17 protein-coding genes and 2 other annotated features are annotated in these 14,930 nt (G+C 41.4%); of the genes, 13 read left to right on the top strand and 4 right to left on the bottom strand.

Annotation, left to right across the window (positions count from 1 at the left end):
* Nucleotides 1–83 precede the first annotated feature (83 nt).
* Nucleotides 84–223: a sequence feature (ribosomal protein L20 leader region), on the top strand.
* 90 nt (nucleotides 224–313) lie between these two features.
* From infC to AC6CIB_RS14780, 5 genes are all read left to right on the top strand, one after another.
* Nucleotides 314–817: a translation initiation factor IF-3 gene (gene infC, locus AC6CIB_RS14800; protein WP_498281875.1), complete on the top strand. Its 504-nt coding sequence runs from the start codon at nucleotides 314–316 to the stop codon at nucleotides 815–817.
* 22 nt (nucleotides 818–839) lie between these two features.
* A complete protein-coding gene (gene rpmI, locus AC6CIB_RS14795; protein WP_032087387.1) occupies nucleotides 840–1,040 on the top strand; it encodes a 50S ribosomal protein L35 in 201 nt (66 codons plus the stop codon).
* Between the two features lie 28 nt (nucleotides 1,041–1,068).
* Nucleotides 1,069–1,428, top strand: coding sequence for a 50S ribosomal protein L20 (gene rplT / locus AC6CIB_RS14790; protein ID WP_113969573.1), 360 nt, complete (start codon nucleotides 1,069–1,071; stop codon nucleotides 1,426–1,428).
* An 88-nt stretch (nucleotides 1,429–1,516) separates the two neighbouring features.
* Nucleotides 1,517–1,795: a DUF1294 domain-containing protein gene (locus tag AC6CIB_RS14785; RefSeq protein WP_498281873.1), complete on the top strand. Its 279-nt coding sequence runs from the start codon at nucleotides 1,517–1,519 to the stop codon at nucleotides 1,793–1,795.
* 95 nt (nucleotides 1,796–1,890) lie between these two features.
* Nucleotides 1,891–2,460, top strand: a complete 570-nt coding sequence (locus AC6CIB_RS14780; RefSeq protein ID WP_498281871.1) for a TVP38/TMEM64 family protein — start codon at nucleotides 1,891–1,893, stop codon at nucleotides 2,458–2,460.
* 27 nt (nucleotides 2,461–2,487) lie between these two features.
* Here the strand turns inward: AC6CIB_RS14780 and AC6CIB_RS14775 are convergent, their stop codons facing one another.
* Nucleotides 2,488–2,874 carry a sigma-w pathway protein ysdB gene (locus AC6CIB_RS14775; RefSeq protein ID WP_498281869.1) on the bottom strand — a complete coding sequence of 129 codons (387 nt, stop codon included), beginning with the start codon at nucleotides 2,872–2,874 and terminating at the stop codon, nucleotides 2,488–2,490.
* A gap of 146 nt (nucleotides 2,875–3,020) precedes the next feature.
* Here AC6CIB_RS14775 and AC6CIB_RS14770 point away from each other — a divergent pair, with 146 nt between their 5' ends.
* Together AC6CIB_RS14770 and AC6CIB_RS14765 are read left to right on the top strand one after the other, a co-directional pair.
* Entirely contained in the window at nucleotides 3,021–3,509 is a 489-nt protein-coding gene (locus tag AC6CIB_RS14770) for a dUTP diphosphatase (RefSeq protein ID WP_498281867.1), read from the top strand.
* Between the two features lie 106 nt (nucleotides 3,510–3,615).
* Nucleotides 3,616–4,701 carry a M42 family metallopeptidase gene (locus tag AC6CIB_RS14765; RefSeq protein ID WP_148969881.1) on the top strand — a complete coding sequence of 362 codons (1,086 nt, stop codon included), beginning with the start codon at nucleotides 3,616–3,618 and terminating at the stop codon, nucleotides 4,699–4,701.
* Between the two features lie 491 nt (nucleotides 4,702–5,192).
* Here AC6CIB_RS14765 and AC6CIB_RS14760 read toward each other — a convergent pair whose 3' ends face one another.
* Together AC6CIB_RS14760 and sspI are read right to left on the bottom strand one after the other, a co-directional pair.
* Nucleotides 5,193–5,735 carry a cysteine hydrolase family protein gene (locus tag AC6CIB_RS14760; RefSeq protein WP_498281865.1) on the bottom strand — a complete coding sequence of 181 codons (543 nt, stop codon included), beginning with the start codon at nucleotides 5,733–5,735 and terminating at the stop codon, nucleotides 5,193–5,195.
* A gap of 148 nt (nucleotides 5,736–5,883) precedes the next feature.
* Nucleotides 5,884–6,105 (bottom strand): small acid-soluble spore protein SspI, encoded by a 222-nt coding sequence (sspI, locus tag AC6CIB_RS14755; protein WP_113969566.1) that lies wholly within the window; start codon nucleotides 6,103–6,105, stop codon nucleotides 5,884–5,886.
* Between the two features lie 124 nt (nucleotides 6,106–6,229).
* Here sspI and AC6CIB_RS14750 point away from each other — a divergent pair, with 124 nt between their 5' ends.
* From AC6CIB_RS14750 to pheT, 3 genes are all read left to right on the top strand, one after another.
* On the top strand, nucleotides 6,230–6,991 hold the full coding sequence (locus AC6CIB_RS14750; protein ID WP_498281863.1) for a TrmH family RNA methyltransferase: 762 nt from the start codon (nucleotides 6,230–6,232) through the stop codon (nucleotides 6,989–6,991).
* Nucleotides 6,992–7,050: 59 nt separating this feature from the next.
* Nucleotides 7,051–7,290: a binding site (T-box leader), on the top strand.
* Between the two features lie 249 nt (nucleotides 7,291–7,539).
* Nucleotides 7,540–8,577, top strand: a complete 1,038-nt coding sequence (gene pheS, locus AC6CIB_RS14745; protein ID WP_498281861.1) for a phenylalanine--tRNA ligase subunit alpha — start codon at nucleotides 7,540–7,542, stop codon at nucleotides 8,575–8,577.
* A gap of 26 nt (nucleotides 8,578–8,603) precedes the next feature.
* The gene (pheT, locus tag AC6CIB_RS14740; protein ID WP_498281859.1) at nucleotides 8,604–11,018 is read left to right on the top strand and encodes a phenylalanine--tRNA ligase subunit beta; all 2,415 of its coding nucleotides are present in this window, start codon (nucleotides 8,604–8,606) and stop codon (nucleotides 11,016–11,018) included.
* A gap of 143 nt (nucleotides 11,019–11,161) precedes the next feature.
* Here pheT and rnhC read toward each other — a convergent pair whose 3' ends face one another.
* Entirely contained in the window at nucleotides 11,162–12,085 is a 924-nt protein-coding gene (gene rnhC, locus AC6CIB_RS14735) for a ribonuclease HIII (RefSeq protein ID WP_498281857.1), read from the bottom strand.
* Nucleotides 12,086–12,217: 132 nt separating this feature from the next.
* On the opposite strand from rnhC, the gene zapA reads away from it, so the two are divergent.
* From zapA to polX, 3 genes are all read left to right on the top strand, one after another.
* Nucleotides 12,218–12,478 carry a cell division protein ZapA gene (gene zapA, locus AC6CIB_RS14730; RefSeq protein ID WP_498281855.1) on the top strand — a complete coding sequence of 87 codons (261 nt, stop codon included), beginning with the start codon at nucleotides 12,218–12,220 and terminating at the stop codon, nucleotides 12,476–12,478.
* Between the two features lie 6 nt (nucleotides 12,479–12,484).
* Nucleotides 12,485–13,024: a CvpA family protein gene (locus AC6CIB_RS14725; protein WP_498281853.1), complete on the top strand. Its 540-nt coding sequence runs from the start codon at nucleotides 12,485–12,487 to the stop codon at nucleotides 13,022–13,024.
* A 193-nt stretch (nucleotides 13,025–13,217) separates the two neighbouring features.
* Nucleotides 13,218–14,927, top strand: a complete 1,710-nt coding sequence (gene polX, locus AC6CIB_RS14720) for a DNA polymerase/3'-5' exonuclease PolX (RefSeq protein ID WP_498281851.1) — start codon at nucleotides 13,218–13,220, stop codon at nucleotides 14,925–14,927.
* Nucleotides 14,928–14,930: the final 3 nt, after the last annotated feature.

Genomic DNA, 14,930 nt, shown 5'->3' with positions numbered 1-14,930 from the left:
ATGAAATACGTTGTGATATTAAATGATTATTTGACAGCGGTATTGTCATGTGATATATTATCTAAGGTGAATTGAATACAGTTTGGTACAAGCAGAAGCTACCCGCTTCTCACCTGAATAACGCTTTTTAGCTGTTTACAGGTATGTGATTGACTATTAAAGCCGTTTATATATGCTTAATAATCAGGTGCGGGTGTTTCGACACTCGCATCTTTTTTGTATGCTTCAAGCATGCAGAAAAGGTTCGAGTGCGTCGGCCAAAACCGTGTATTCTTTTAATAAACCTTGGAGGTGGCTAATTATTAGCAAAGACATGATCTTAAACGAAACGATTCGTGCCCGTGAAGTACGTCTTATCGATCAAAACGGTGAGCAACTTGGGATTAAATCCAAGAATGAAGCTCTTGAAATCGCTGAACGTGTAAATCTTGATCTTGTTCTTGTTGCTCCAACTGCTAAACCACCCGTTGCTCGTATCATGGACTACGGTAAGTTTAAGTTTGAACAACAGAAGAAAGAAAAAGAAGCGCGTAAGAATCAGAAAATCATCAATCTTAAAGAGGTTCGTTTAAGCCCGACGATTGATGAGCATGATTTCAATACTAAGCTTCGTAACGCTCGTAAGTTCCTTGAAAAAGGAGACAAAGTTAAAGCGTCAATCCGATTTAAAGGTCGTGCGATTACGCACAAGGAAATTGGTCAACGTGTTCTGGATCGCTTCTCTGATGAGTGTAAAGATGTAGCAACTGTTGAATCAAAACCGAAAATGGATGGTCGCAGTATGTTCTTGGTGCTTGCACCAGTTAACGAAAAATAAAGGACCCGAGGAGGAAAAGCACATGCCAAAAATGAAAACTCACCGCGGCTCAGCTAAGCGTTTCAAGAAAACAGGTTCTGGTAAACTTAAACGTTCACACGCTTACACAAGCCACTTATTCGCAAACAAATCTACTAAAGCAAAGCGTAAGCTACGTAAAGCAGCTGTTGTCTCTAAAGGAGATTTCAAACGCATTCGTCATATGCTTGACAACCTAAAATAAGAAGTAATAGAAACAGGAGGGAATTATTATGCCACGCGTAAAAGGCGGAACAGTAACACGCAGACGTCGTAAAAAAGTTCTTAAATTAGCCAAAGGTTATTTCGGTTCAAAACATACTTTATATAAAGTAGCAAATCAACAAGTCATGAAATCATACATGTATGCTTATCGTGACCGTCGCCAAAAGAAACGTGATTTCCGTAAATTATGGATCACACGTATCAATGCGGCTGCTCGTATGAACGGTCTTTCTTACAGCCGTTTAATGCACGGTTTGAAGCTTGCTGGTATCGAAGTTAACCGTAAAATGCTTGCGGAGCTTGCGATTGCTGACGAAAAAGCATTCAACCAATTAGCAGATGCTGCTAAAGCTCAACTTAACAAATAATTAACTGCTGACTCGTTAGCAGACAAAAAGGACTGGCCTCTGGCCGGTCCTTTCTTATATAAATCTCATTGGAAAGCAGGTAGAAATCATGGGTACGTTAACAGGTATCTTATATCTATATGCAATTGTCATCAATATCATCGGCTTCATCATCATGGGCAAGGATAAAAGAAAGGCTCAGCGAAATGAATATCGCATCAGGGAGAGTACTTTGTGGCAGGTGGCGATTCTGGGAGGAAGCATCGGCGCATATACGGGAATGAAGGTATACAGGCATAAAACGAAACATAAGGTATTCGCTTTCGGTTTTCCGCTGCTTGTCATGCTTCATAGTCTGCTTTTTATCTGGCTGAATACTAAGTTGTAGAAATTGAAGTTTTCATTCTTTAACCCGTCTCCTTTACATACTATATAGAGAGTCTCTATAACAGCTTAGAAAAGCAGAAGGAGGTCACCTTAGCCATGGACGAACGGTTAGTTGCTGCATTCGCCCTCATGGAAGCTAGTGGGTATTTGGCTCCTGTTCTGTTTATTTTGTTTCATATCCTAAGACAATTTTTGTTTATCCCGGTAGCCCTTGTATGTATGGCAGGAGGAGTGCTATTCGGAAGTATATTTGGCACTCTGTATTCTTTAATCGGATTAACGCTCTTATCTGTTACTTTTTATTTTGTAATAAAGAGCTTTACATCTTTCTATGAAAAGCTCCTGAGACTGAAGGAAAAATGGTTTGGAAGAAATGCTACTCTCACAACCGGTCAAATTGCTATTCTGCGGTTAATTCCTTTTGTCCATTATCAGCTGCTGAACCTTTGTTTACTTGAACGTAAGAAAAAGCTTAAACCTTTCATCCGGGCCTCTATTATTTCTAATATTCCCCTGGCGTTTTTTTACACGGTTTTCGGTCAATACATCAAACAATTTTCCCCTCCTATTCTTGTCATGATTTTACTGGCACTCATCGTCCTATTTTACCTTCTAAGAGAAAAAGTAAGAGTGATTGAATGGAGAGAGTTCTTTCCGGGTAAATAAAAAATGGCTAGCAGGGCTAGCCGTTTTTTATTGCTTATTTTGAAGGAATTCATGAATCGGGCTTTTCCAATCCAGCTTTGCATTAGGATATCTTTCTTTAATTTCATTCTGAAGGTATTGAAAATCTTCTTGAGTCAGTCCCTTTAAAGAAGAGATGTTTTTTGACCAAACAAAGATGGAAACTACCTCAAAGGATTTTTCTGTTGCTCCTAAATATTTTTCTCCTTCGAAAAGAACTCCTTTATACGTTATGTGAAAATTCTTACGTACATTTTCCTGATTATCGAGAAAGTAAAAACGTTTCTGCTCCTGGGCAAGTTCCAGTTTTCGCTTTGGGTCCATAATGTACTTCACACTGCGGTATAAAAGATAAAGAATAAGCAAAAAAATCACTAACCGAATAAGCCAAAGCATTACCATTACCTCCCTAGGCATAAGTCTTCTCCTATTATTTACGATAAAAAACGAAAAAGGTTTCATTTTATTTAAAATTTGTTTAAAAATTTGTCATACTAAGAGAGAACATCAGAAAAATAGGCATCATGAGAGGAGATAACGTCATGAATATTGAAAAGTTATTGGACATGCAGGAGAAGCTGGATCAGCATATTGAAGAAGAACACGGTTTGCAAAACGCAGATTTAATTGAAAAGAAGATCCTTGCCCTCCTTGTAGAAGTGGGCGAACTGGCAAACGAGACAAGAAGCTTTAAGTTCTGGAGTAAGAAATCATCTTCATCGAAGGAAGTGATCCTTGAAGAATTTGTGGATGGAATCCATTTTATTCTATCACTGGGACTGGAAATCGGTATTCAGCAATTTGATTTAGGGGAAACCAATTACTCAAATGAAGATATAACGAAACAATTCCTGGAAGTATTCAAGTCGGCCAATCACTTTGCTGAGGAGCGTTCGGTTGGGCACTTTCAACAATTGTTCAGGCATTATGTCTATTTGGGTGAGCTGTTAGGGTTCTCCCATGAAGAAGTGTTTGACGCTTATGTAAAGAAGAATGAAGTGAATTATAACCGTCAAAAAGAAGGATATTAATCCGGTTCACTTGCTCAGTGATAGTTTAAGAAGATTCAGGAAATTTTGATGAATCGGACAGATTTTAGTATAATGAGAGTGTATAAACATTTAGGGGGTCGAAACAGTGACAAAATTAGATGAAACATTGACAATGCTCAAGGATTTAACCGATGCAAAAGGTGTACCGGGTAATGAAAGAGAAGTACGAAACGTAATGAAGCGATACATAGAACCATTTGCAGATGAAATCACAACAGATAATCTGGGAAGCTTAATTGCTAAAAAAGTCGGCGATGAGAACGGACCTAAGATCATGGTGGCCGGGCACCTTGATGAAGTCGGCTTCATGATCACTCAAATCGACAGCAAAGGGTTCCTGCGTTTTCAAACAGTAGGAGGCTGGTGGTCACAAGTCATGCTTGCCCAGCGAGTGACGATTGTGACGAGTAAAGGAGAAGTGACGGGAGTGATTGGTTCCAAACCACCGCATATCCTGCCTCCGGAAGCCCGTAAAAAACCGGTTGATATTAAAGATATGTTTATTGATATCGGAGCTTCAAGCCGTGAAGAAGTACAAGAATGGGGAGTGAAGCCAGGGGATATGGTTGTCCCTCATTTTGAATTCACGGTGATGAACAATGAGAAAATGCTTCTTGCGAAAGCATGGGATAACCGCATCGGATGCGCGATTGCCATTGATGTACTGAAAAACCTGAAAGGTCAAGAGCATCCAAACGTGGTATATGGTGTAGGTACAGTGCAGGAAGAAGTTGGTCTGCGTGGAGCGAGAACGTCAGCAGCCAAGATCCAGCCTGACATTGCCTTTGGTGTAGACGTTGGGATTGCAGGGGATACACCGGGTGTGTCTGACAAAGAAGCATCAAGTAAGATGGGTGAAGGCCCCCAAATCATCCTGTATGATGCATCCATGATTTCCCACAAAGGACTTCGTGACTTTGTAACAGATACAGCGGATGAGCATAACATTCCATATCAATTTGATTCGATTGCAGGTGGTGGAACGGATTCCGGTGCGATTCATTTAACGGCAAATGGAGTTCCTGCTTTATCCATTACTATTGCAACCCGCTATATCCATTCCCATGCAGCAATGTTGCATCGCGATGATTATGAAAATGCCGTAAAATTGATTACAGAAGTGATCAAGAAGCTAGATAAAGATACAGTGGCGAAGATTACATTTGATTGATCTTTAGAAACCACTGAAAACAAGACGCCTTTGATTCATTTTGAATCAAAGGCATTTTTTCGCCTATTTGTTTATAATTGAGATGGGGGCTGGTCATCTCATCCTTTCCTCATTATTCCGCATGATAATGAGCTTTTAGTTGTTTCTCGACAAAAGGATCATAAAATGGAAAAAGTGGTTCATAAATCAGAAGTCCGGTTCATAAAGTGCCGAATCCGGTTCATATTTCCAAAAACCGGATCATACGTAACGAAAACCGGTTCATAAAGTGGGAGAGAGTATGATTTTCTAAAGGAGGGACCTTCAAATCTCCTCATTTAGCCCGTCAATCGACTTAAAATCGAATAAATGGATCAGTTTTCACTCTAAAAGGCAGGATTATCATCAAAATTAGAGTAAAAAGGGCGTCCATGCCATATACAGAAACCAAATCCTCGTTCAGAGGACCCTATTTCATGAGAAATAGAAACCGTCATATGGGGGAGCAAACATTAAAAAGTTAGATGATCGGATAGGGTCATGTCGGCACCGATCGTTTTTTTAATAATGCGAATGGCACTCTCATTGTCCTCGTCTGACTCAGAAGCCATACAATCCTTCGGTATCGAGATTTCATACTCTCTCATATAGGCATCATTGGCGGTGTAGAGTACACATATGTCCCCTGCGATTCCTGTTAGTATCAGGTGTTTTACATCCAGCTGATGAAGCAGGATATCAAGTTGCGTCCCGAAAAAGCACGAATGCTTCGGTTTGATGATAAAATAGTCATCTGTATCTGGGTGAATTCTTTCGATTACGTCTTCTCCTTTTTTCTTTTTACAATGGTCGATAATGTCATTCATATTGTCCTGCCATAGACCGTAGTTATCATTCACATAAATGACCGGAATACCGGATTCCTTCGCTTTTCTCTTCATTTTGCGGATATTATCTACAATCTTCAAAGTGTTTTCGTATAAATGCTCTCCACCTTGAAAATCAAAAGTATTAATCATGTCGATGATCAATAATGCGCTTTTCTTTTGACTCATACATTCTTTTCCCCTTCCGTTAACTATGTATCTTTTCATTACCACTGAAAGAGATGCAGTAAAACCAAATCAGGGGAAATTTTTATGGAAGGTACAGATAAACATCAAGGCAATTAAACAAGGGCAACCCATAGGGTTACCCTTGTTCTTACTGTGTTTGTTGCTGTTGCAATGATTCCTCTAATGTTTCGAGGACCATTTTTTGTTCCTGGGGATCTGCGTTTTGCCAGAAGACTTCAAGGAGTACACCCAGTCCGGGAAGGGTTTTTTCTTCTCCGCCTTGGATTGCATCGACGATGGTGTCTCTAAGTTCGTCCTGGTTGTTACCAGATACGTTGTGTATGATTGCTTTTCGTAAGTTAAGATTCATCACACATTTCTCCTTTTTGATAGGATGAGGAATTCATTGTTATCTTGTCTCAAATTGAATTTATTATGTAGGAAAGTTAAGGTATAATGAGACCTTGAATAGTAATCTAAAGGAGCGGATACGATTGAAGTATATTCAATCCTCGAAAAATCCTGTCGTGAAGCAGTGGAAAAAATTATTAACAAAAAAAGAACGGGACCTCACTCGTACATACATAGTTGAAGGCTTTCACCTGGTGGAAGAAGCATTAAAGCAAGAGGGTACGGTCCTTGAGCTTATAGTGGTGGAAGGAACCGATCTCCCGCAAAAATGGACCGTAGACTCCGTTTCCATGACGATGGTATCAGAAGAAGTAGGTAAAGCCTTGTCCGATACCGAAACATCACAAGGAGTTTTCGCCGTTTGTAAGCAAAAAGAAGATGAACATGACATTGAAAAAGCGGCAACATTCATGCTCTTAGATGGCCTTCAGGATCCCGGGAATATCGGGACGATCATTCGCACGGCTGATGCAGCGGGTATTGATATGGTCGTGTTAGGCAAGGGAACGGTTGACCCCTATAACCCTAAGGTATTACGCTCTGCACAAGGAAGTCACTTTCATATTCCGATTATCAGAAGGGATCTCAATGAAACCATTTCGAAATTGAAAGAACGGGACATCCCTGTATATGGAACAGCCCTTGAAAATGGTGTTGAGTATACAACGATCAATCCTCAATCTTCTTATGCTCTTATAGTAGGTAACGAAGGAAATGGTATGTCGAAAGACCTCTTAACTGAAACCGATCAGAATCTATATATTCCGATTTATGGGAAAAGCGAATCGTTAAATGTAGCGATTGCTGCAGGGGTTTTATTATACTATTTTAAAAACGGGCAGTGAATTTCTTGAAAAGGTTTGAAATTTGCCTGGAAATTCACTATAATAATGCACATATAACTTAAAAAACGTTGAAAGAGGAAAGTAGCACATGACCTTCTTTAAGGGAGAGAATGCCCTGGACTGAAAGCATTCTTAGGAACGCATGATGTGAAGATTTCACCTCTCGAGTTGGCATCGGGACCATTCTTCTGGAAGAATGTAAAGATGCTCCGGCAAAGCCGTTATCCGAATGAAGTGAGTATGTCTGCCTATGGATATACTTATAAGGGTGGTACCGCGATATAAACCTCGTCCCTTTTTGGGATGGGGTTTTTTTATTTGTTTAGGTTTTTGTAAAGCCTATCGTTGATTTACACACTTCGTTGATTGGAGCAAGAAGGCACTCGACTCCTGCGGGAATAGTGGGACAGGTGAGACCCCACAGGCGCTTGCGCCGAGGATGCTCACCGCCCACCCCGCGGAAAGCGAATGCCTGGAGCGGAAAATCAACCACGCTTAAACCCCGCCAAACGAACATTCGGACGATATACATTAAAGGAGGAAGAACAATGGAGGACAAATTACGATCCCTTCAACAAGAAGCAATCGAAAAAGTGAACGAAGCACAGGATTTAAAAGAACTGAACAATATCCGTGTAGCTTATCTGGGGAAAAAAGGACCTGTAACCGAAGCTTTAAAAGGGATGGGGAAACTTTCAGCGGAAGAGCGTCCTAAAATGGGAGCCCTTGCGAATGAAGTTCGTGGAGCCATTACAGAAACCCTTGAAGCGAAGCAGGCCATTCTTGAAAAGGAAGCAGTTGAAAAGAAGCTTCAATCTGAAACCATCGATGTTACGTTACCCGGCCGCCCTGTTAAAAAGGGAAATCATCACCCGTTGACGATGATTGTGGAAGAAATTGAAGATTTATTTATCGGAATGGGCTATACCGTTGCTGAAGGACCGGAAGTGGAAAAGGATTATTATAATTTTGAAGCACTGAACCTTCCCAAGGGACATCCGGCCCGTGATATGCAGGATTCCTTCTATATTACTGAAGAAACCCTGCTGCGTACCCATACTTCACCGGTTCAAGCAAGAACGATGGAACGGGCCAAAGGCAAAGGACCAATTAAAGTTATTTGTCCAGGGAAAGTGTATCGTCGTGATACAGATGACGCAACGCACTCTCATCAATTCACTCAAATCGAGGGACTCGTCATTGATGAAGACATCCGTATGAGTGACCTGAAAGGAACGCTGCAAGTATTTGCGAAAAAGATGTTCGGTGAAGACCGTGAAATCCGCTTGCGCCCAAGCTTCTTTCCATTCACAGAGCCTTCAGTCGAAATGGATATCTCATGTAAAATTTGTGGTGGAAAAGGCTGTCGTGTATGTAAAGGAACTGGCTGGATCGAGATTCTCGGAGCAGGAATGGTTCACCCGAACGTACTCGAAATGGCAGGGTTTGATTCAAAGAAATACACAGGCTTCGCATTCGGAATGGGACCTGAACGTATTGCCATGCTGAAATACGGAATCGATGATATCCGTCATTTCTACACAAACGACACGCGCTTTGTCACTCAGTTCGGAACTCAAGAGTAAAAGAAATCGATAGGAGGTACTAACACATGTTTGTTTCATATAAATGGTTAGAAAATTATGTAGACTTGTCGGGTGTCACACCTGAAGAGTTAGCAGAGAAGATTACAAGAAGCGGGATTGAAGTTGAAGGGGTTGAACGAATCGGGGAAGAAATCAAAAATGTGGTCGTCGGTCATGTTTTACAATGTGAGCCACATCCTGATGCGGATAAATTAAATAAATGCTTAGTGGATGTAGGAGAAGAAGAACCTGTTCAAATCATTTGCGGAGCACCCAATGTAGCAAAGGGACAAAAAGTAGCGGTCGCAAAGGTTGGAGCGGTCCTGCCGGGAAACTTCAAAATCAAGAAAGCCAAGCTTCGTGGTGAAGCCTCTCACGGGATGATTTGTTCCTTGCAAGAGCTTGGAGTAGAAGGAAAGCTTGTACCGAAAGAACATGCAGAGGGGATTTATGTGTTCTCGGAGGATGCTGATGTAGGCAGAAATGCAGTTGAATTATTGAATCTTGATGATGCGATTCTGGAATTGGGCTTAACGCCTAACCGTTCTGATTGCTTAAGTATGCTGGGAGTGGCGTATGAAGTAGCCGCCATTTTGGATCGTGATGTAAAGCTTCCCGAAACGGAGCTAACCGAAGGCAGCGAAAAGGCGTCGGATTATGTATCGGTAAAAGTGGAGGCGAAAGAAGATAATCCTCTATACGGTGCTAAAATCATCAAAGGTGTGAAAATCGGTCCATCCCCATTATGGATGCAAAATGCGTTAATCTCAGCTGGGATCAGACCACATAATAATGTAGTCGATATTACGAACTATGTGTTATTGGAATATGGTCAGCCTCTTCACGCGTTTGATTATGACCGCCTTGGTTCGAAGGAGATCCTTGTCCGTCGTGCGACTGATGGGGAGACATTTGTCACACTTGATGATGCAGAAAGAACCTTATCAAGCAGCCAGCTTGTCATTACGAATGGTACTGAGCCGGTCGCTCTTGCAGGAGTGATGGGCGGAGCGAATTCCGAGGTTCAAAACGATACAACAACCGTCCTTCTTGAGGCGGCTTATTTCACTGGTGCGATTGTTAGAGGAGCCTCCAAACATCACGGACTGCGTAGTGAAGCGAGCACTCGATATGAAAAGGGAGTCGATCCTGATCGTGTCCTGAAAGCAGGGGAGAGAGCTGCGCAACTGATGGCTGAATATGCACAAGGGAAAGTGCTTGAAGGCACGGTTTTATTTAACGAACTTGAAGTTGAACCTGTGAAAGTAGAGATTACGTTAGAAAAAATCAATTCTTCATTAGGAACGTCCATCTCAGCTGGTACAGTGGAAGATATTTTCCGCCGACTTCAATTTGATGTAGAAGTCAATGGAGAAACGTTTGTTGTAACGGCTCCTACAAGAAGAGGGGATATTACAATCCCTGAAGATTTACTTGAAGAAGTGGCACGTCTTTACGGTTATGACAACCTTCCATTAACTCTGCCCAAGGGAGAATCAACACCTGGCGGATTAACGAATCATCAGTTGAAACGCCGTACGGTTCGCCGTTATTTAGAAGGAGCAGGACTCCTGCAAGGGATTACCTATTCTCTAACAAACGATAAGAAAGCAACCCAATATGCACTGGACGTAAGAGAGCCTGTCCGCCTATTGTTGCCAATGAGTGAAGAGCGAAGCAATCTCCGCTTAAGCATCATACCACAGCTTCTTGAAGTGCTTTCGTACAATAAAGCACGTCAAAATGACTCGCTTGCCTTCTATGAAGTGGGATCTGTTTTCTTACAGGAACCAGGAGAAGAGCTTCCTAAGGAAGAGGAGCATATTGCAGGGGCTATGACGGGCCTTTGGCATCTGCATCCTTGGCAGGGAGAGAAGAAGCCTGCTGACTTCTACGTAGCGAAAGGTATTCTTGAAGGTCTGTTCGAAGAAATCGGCGTTTCTGAAGCAATTTCTTACCGCCAGGCAACGGTAGATGGCACGCACCCGGGAAGAACGGCTGAAATTCTTTTGGACAATAAAGTCATCGGTTTTGTAGGAGCGATTCATCCGGAAGCCGAAAAAGAGTTAGACCTGAACGAAACCTATGTGTTCGAACTGAAGGCTTCACCAATCTTCCATTACGAAAAGCCGGCATTAAGCTACACGCCAATCCCTCGTCATCCATCGATCACAAGGGATATTGCCCTGGTAGTAGATACAGATGTTAAAGCGGGAGAATTGGAGTCCATCATTAAAGACGCAGGAGGCAAGCTTCTGAAAGAAGTTTCAGTCTTCGATCTTTATGAAGGGGAACATATGGAAGCAGGCAAGAAGTCCCTTGCGTTCTCGTTAAAATACTTCGATCCGGCTAAGACTTTAACGGATGAAGAAGTAGTCAAAGTACATGATAAAGTACTGCAAACAGTGAAGGAAAAAGCAGGAGCAGAGTTGAGAGGGTAATACCGCTCAAAGTGAAAGGTGTCAGACAATGTTCTGGCACCTTTTTGCTGTTTGGAGGTGATTTTGCCTGTGAAACACCAACAACCATTCTCCCACTCCACCGACCAAAAAGCCCCATCGTCAAAACCGATGGAGCTTCCCCTTTATTTTTTAGCTATCTTCATCGCCTTTTCACTATTGGCAAAGTGCCATTTCGTCATAGACTTTAATTCTTCAATCCCTTTTCGTTTAATGATTTTGGCTGCTGCAACGTCTACATGTTTTCCGGCACCTTTAGGTATCTCGACACCTGCTTTCGCACTCAATTTGTCCATTTCCTTTAAGAAGGCATAACGGGCAATGATCGAGGCTGCGGCTACAGCAAGATGGATGCTTTCACCTTTTGTACTGAAATATACACGGTCCCGTTGGATTTTCTTTTGTGCAGAAATATGTTTGTAGTATGTATTCTTTTCAACAAACTGATCAATCAATATTCCTTCAGGTAGTTCCGGGGCCATTTTTTCCAACAGATTTAGGATCGCCTGATTGTGCAAAAGAGCCTTCATCTTCCCCTGTGTCATTCCTTTTGTTTGCATGGCATTGTATTTAGGGTTATGCAGGATGAGTAATGAATACGGAATGGCGGCTATTAAATCCCTGGCAATTTTGATGATTTGTGGGTCGGATAAATTTTTAGAATCCTTTACTCCGAGTTCCTTCATAAGTGGAAGGTGCTCTCTCTTCACGTAAGCACTTACCACCGTGATCGGTCCGAAAAAGTCGCCTGTACCCACTTCATCTGATCCGATGACAGACCAGTCGGCGAAGTTTTCAGGCAGGGTCGTCGTTCCCTTGGTAGGTGATTTTACCTTTGGAGGCTCACTGCTGCCCCACTGACTTGATTCTCCTTCTCCGTTAGATCCCTGAAACAATACTTTCCCCGATTTATAGGCAGTGATCGTACAGCCGGATGGCTTTGCTACAAAAACGGCACCCGGTGGTAGTTTGTCCGTTAGTACGTTTTTGTAGTGTCCTTTCATTTTCTCAATGGTTTCTTTGTTTGCTTGAATGACGGTATTAGCCAAGTTTCTCTCTCCTTATGACAAAATTCTTGTATATAATAAAAAATGTGAGCCAATATGACAAATTCCTTCCAAAGTTTAAAGATTTCGTGGTATGATTATGTTTAGGATTCTTATGAATGGGGGGCTTTCAGGTTGTCTGAAGAACAAAAAAATCGCACCACTGTAGACATATATGGTCAACAATATACGATTGTTGGGACTGAATCAACAAGTCAAATCCGATACGTTTGTTCTAAAGTGGATGACAAAATGAGAGAAATAAACTCCATGAATCCTTATCTCGACACAAGTAGGCTGGCTGTTCTGACAGCTGTGAATGCCGTGAATGATTATCTCAAACTTCAAGAAAAGTTTGAGGAGCTGGAACGAGAAATCAAACGTTTAAAGGATTGAAAAAAGATGCTGGATTTAGCTTTGTTAATCATCCTGGTGATAGGATTTTTAATAGGTTTAAAACGTGGATTCATTTTGCAAGTGATCCACATATTCGGATTTATTGTTTCTTTTATTGTAGCATATATATATTATGATCAGCTTGCACCGAAGTTAACATTATGGATTCCTTATCCTGTATTGGACGAGCAATCCACATTGAATATGATCTTTGAATCGACCAATTTAGATCAGGCTTATTATCGTGTAATCGCATTTGCGATGATTTTCTTCGCAGTCCGGATCATTTTGCAAATCATTGGATCGATGCTCGATTTTGTCGCACATCTTCCTCTATTAAAGCAGTTGAATGTTCTTGGCGGAGGGATATTAGGTTTTATCGAAGCATACTTAATGATCTTCATTCTATTATTTATTGCTGTATTATTGCCGATCGAGTCGGTTCAAACATTCATTAATAACTCATTTATTGCGCAAGCGATGGTTAAACATACTCCCGTTTTCTCTGATATGGTGAAATCTTGGTGGATTGAATATGTAGCCTAAAGAAGGGGCTGACTATAAGGATGCAATTCAAATTCGTTAGGGATGCCTTAGCGAATTTGTTCATCTTATAAGTCAGTCTTTTTTCTTTTTATATCAATTTTGCTACTATATAGATGGAGTCGTTTTGCTTTTGCAGGAGACGAGGAATCTTAAAGGATCCTAATCGTTAATTCTAAGATAGTAGGTGAATCTCTTGAATAAAAAAGATATTATAAAATTATTAGAAAAAATTGCGATATATATGGAATTGAAAGGTGAAAATTCATTTAAAATCTCTGCCTACCGAAAAGCGGCAGCGGCACTTGAGAATGATGACCGAAGCTTACATGAAATCAGTGACTTTACGAAGCTGAGCGGGATCGGCAAAGGAACGGCGGGAGTAATCGAGGAATACATAAACGAAGGCACATCTTCTGTCCTTGAAGAGTTGAAGGAAGAAGTTCCAAAAGGATTGATTCCCCTCCTTCAATTACCTGGTTTAGGTGGAAAGAAAATTGCGAAGCTTTATAGTGAACTAGGGGTAGAAAGTATAGAAGACTTGGAGGAAGCGTGTAAAGCAAATAAAGTGCAAGGTTTGGCAGGCTTCGGTAAAAAAACGGAAGAGAAGATCCTGGCATCCATCGAACAGGTTGGCAAGAGACCTGACCGTCTGCCAATCGGATTTATGATGGGGATCGCGGAGGAAATAGAGGGTTTTCTTTCTGAATTCGAAAGCATTCAAACTTTTTCGAGAGCGGGAAGCTTAAGAAGAATGAGAGAAACCATCAAGGATCTCGATTTCATCCTCGCAACAGAGAATCCTCAAGAAGTGAAGGAAGGTCTGTTGAAACTGCCCAATATCGTAGAAACCATTGCAGCAGGAGATACAAAAGTTTCACTGACTCTTTCGTATAATTGGGATGTCAGCATTGATTTTCGAATCGTAAAGCCTGAAGAATTTGCTACTGCTCTTCACCATTTTACCGGATCAAAGGATCATAATGTCCGCATGCGTCAGCTGGCCAAAGAACGTGGGGAAAAGATCAGTGAATATGGTGTCGAGAATAGTGAAACGGGTGAATTAAAAACATTTAATACTGAAGAAGAATTTTATCATCATTTTGATCTGCCCTTGATCCCAGCAGAGCTGAGGGAAGATGGGAAAGAAGTGGAAGAGTTCCATAAGGAATATTCCCTCATCACATTAGAAGATATAAAAGGGGATCTTCATATGCACACGACCTGGTCGGATGGTGCATTTTCGATTGAAGAAATGGTAGAGGCCTGCCGTGCCAAAGGATATCAATATATGGCCATCACAGATCACTCCCAGTACTTACGTGTGGCAAACGGGCTGACAACGGAGCGATTACTCAAGCAAATCGATGAAATTAAAGAAATCAACAAGAAGTATGATGATATAGAAATCCTTTCAGGAATCGAGATGGATATACTCCCAGACGGTACGTTGGACTATGAGGATGACATTCTTGAAAAAGTCGATCTTGTGATTGCCTCGATTCATTCGAGTTTTTCACAAACACAAGAAAAGATCATGGAAAGGCTGACAACGGCCCTAAAGAGTGCCCACGTGGATATCATAGCCCATCCGACAGGCAGGATCATTGGACGAAGAGAAGGTTATGACGTAGATATGGATCTTCTTATCGAGCTGGCGAAAGAAACCGATACGGCATTGGAGCTTAATGCTAATCCGAATCGGCTGGATCTGTCTGCAGAAAATATCCGAAAAGCCCAGGAACAGAATGTAAAGCTCGTTATCAATACAGATGCACATAGTATCGATCACCTGGAATTCATGAAAGTCGGAATCGGAACAGCTCGAAAAGGCTGGATCAAGAAAGATTCTGTAATCAATACATGGGATAAAAAAGAGCTAATCAAATTTATTAAGCGAAACTGATAA

The sequence above is a fragment of the Rossellomorea sp. GQ25 genome (genome assembly GCF_059758515.1).
This window is presented reverse-complemented; position numbering and strand designations above follow the sequence as displayed.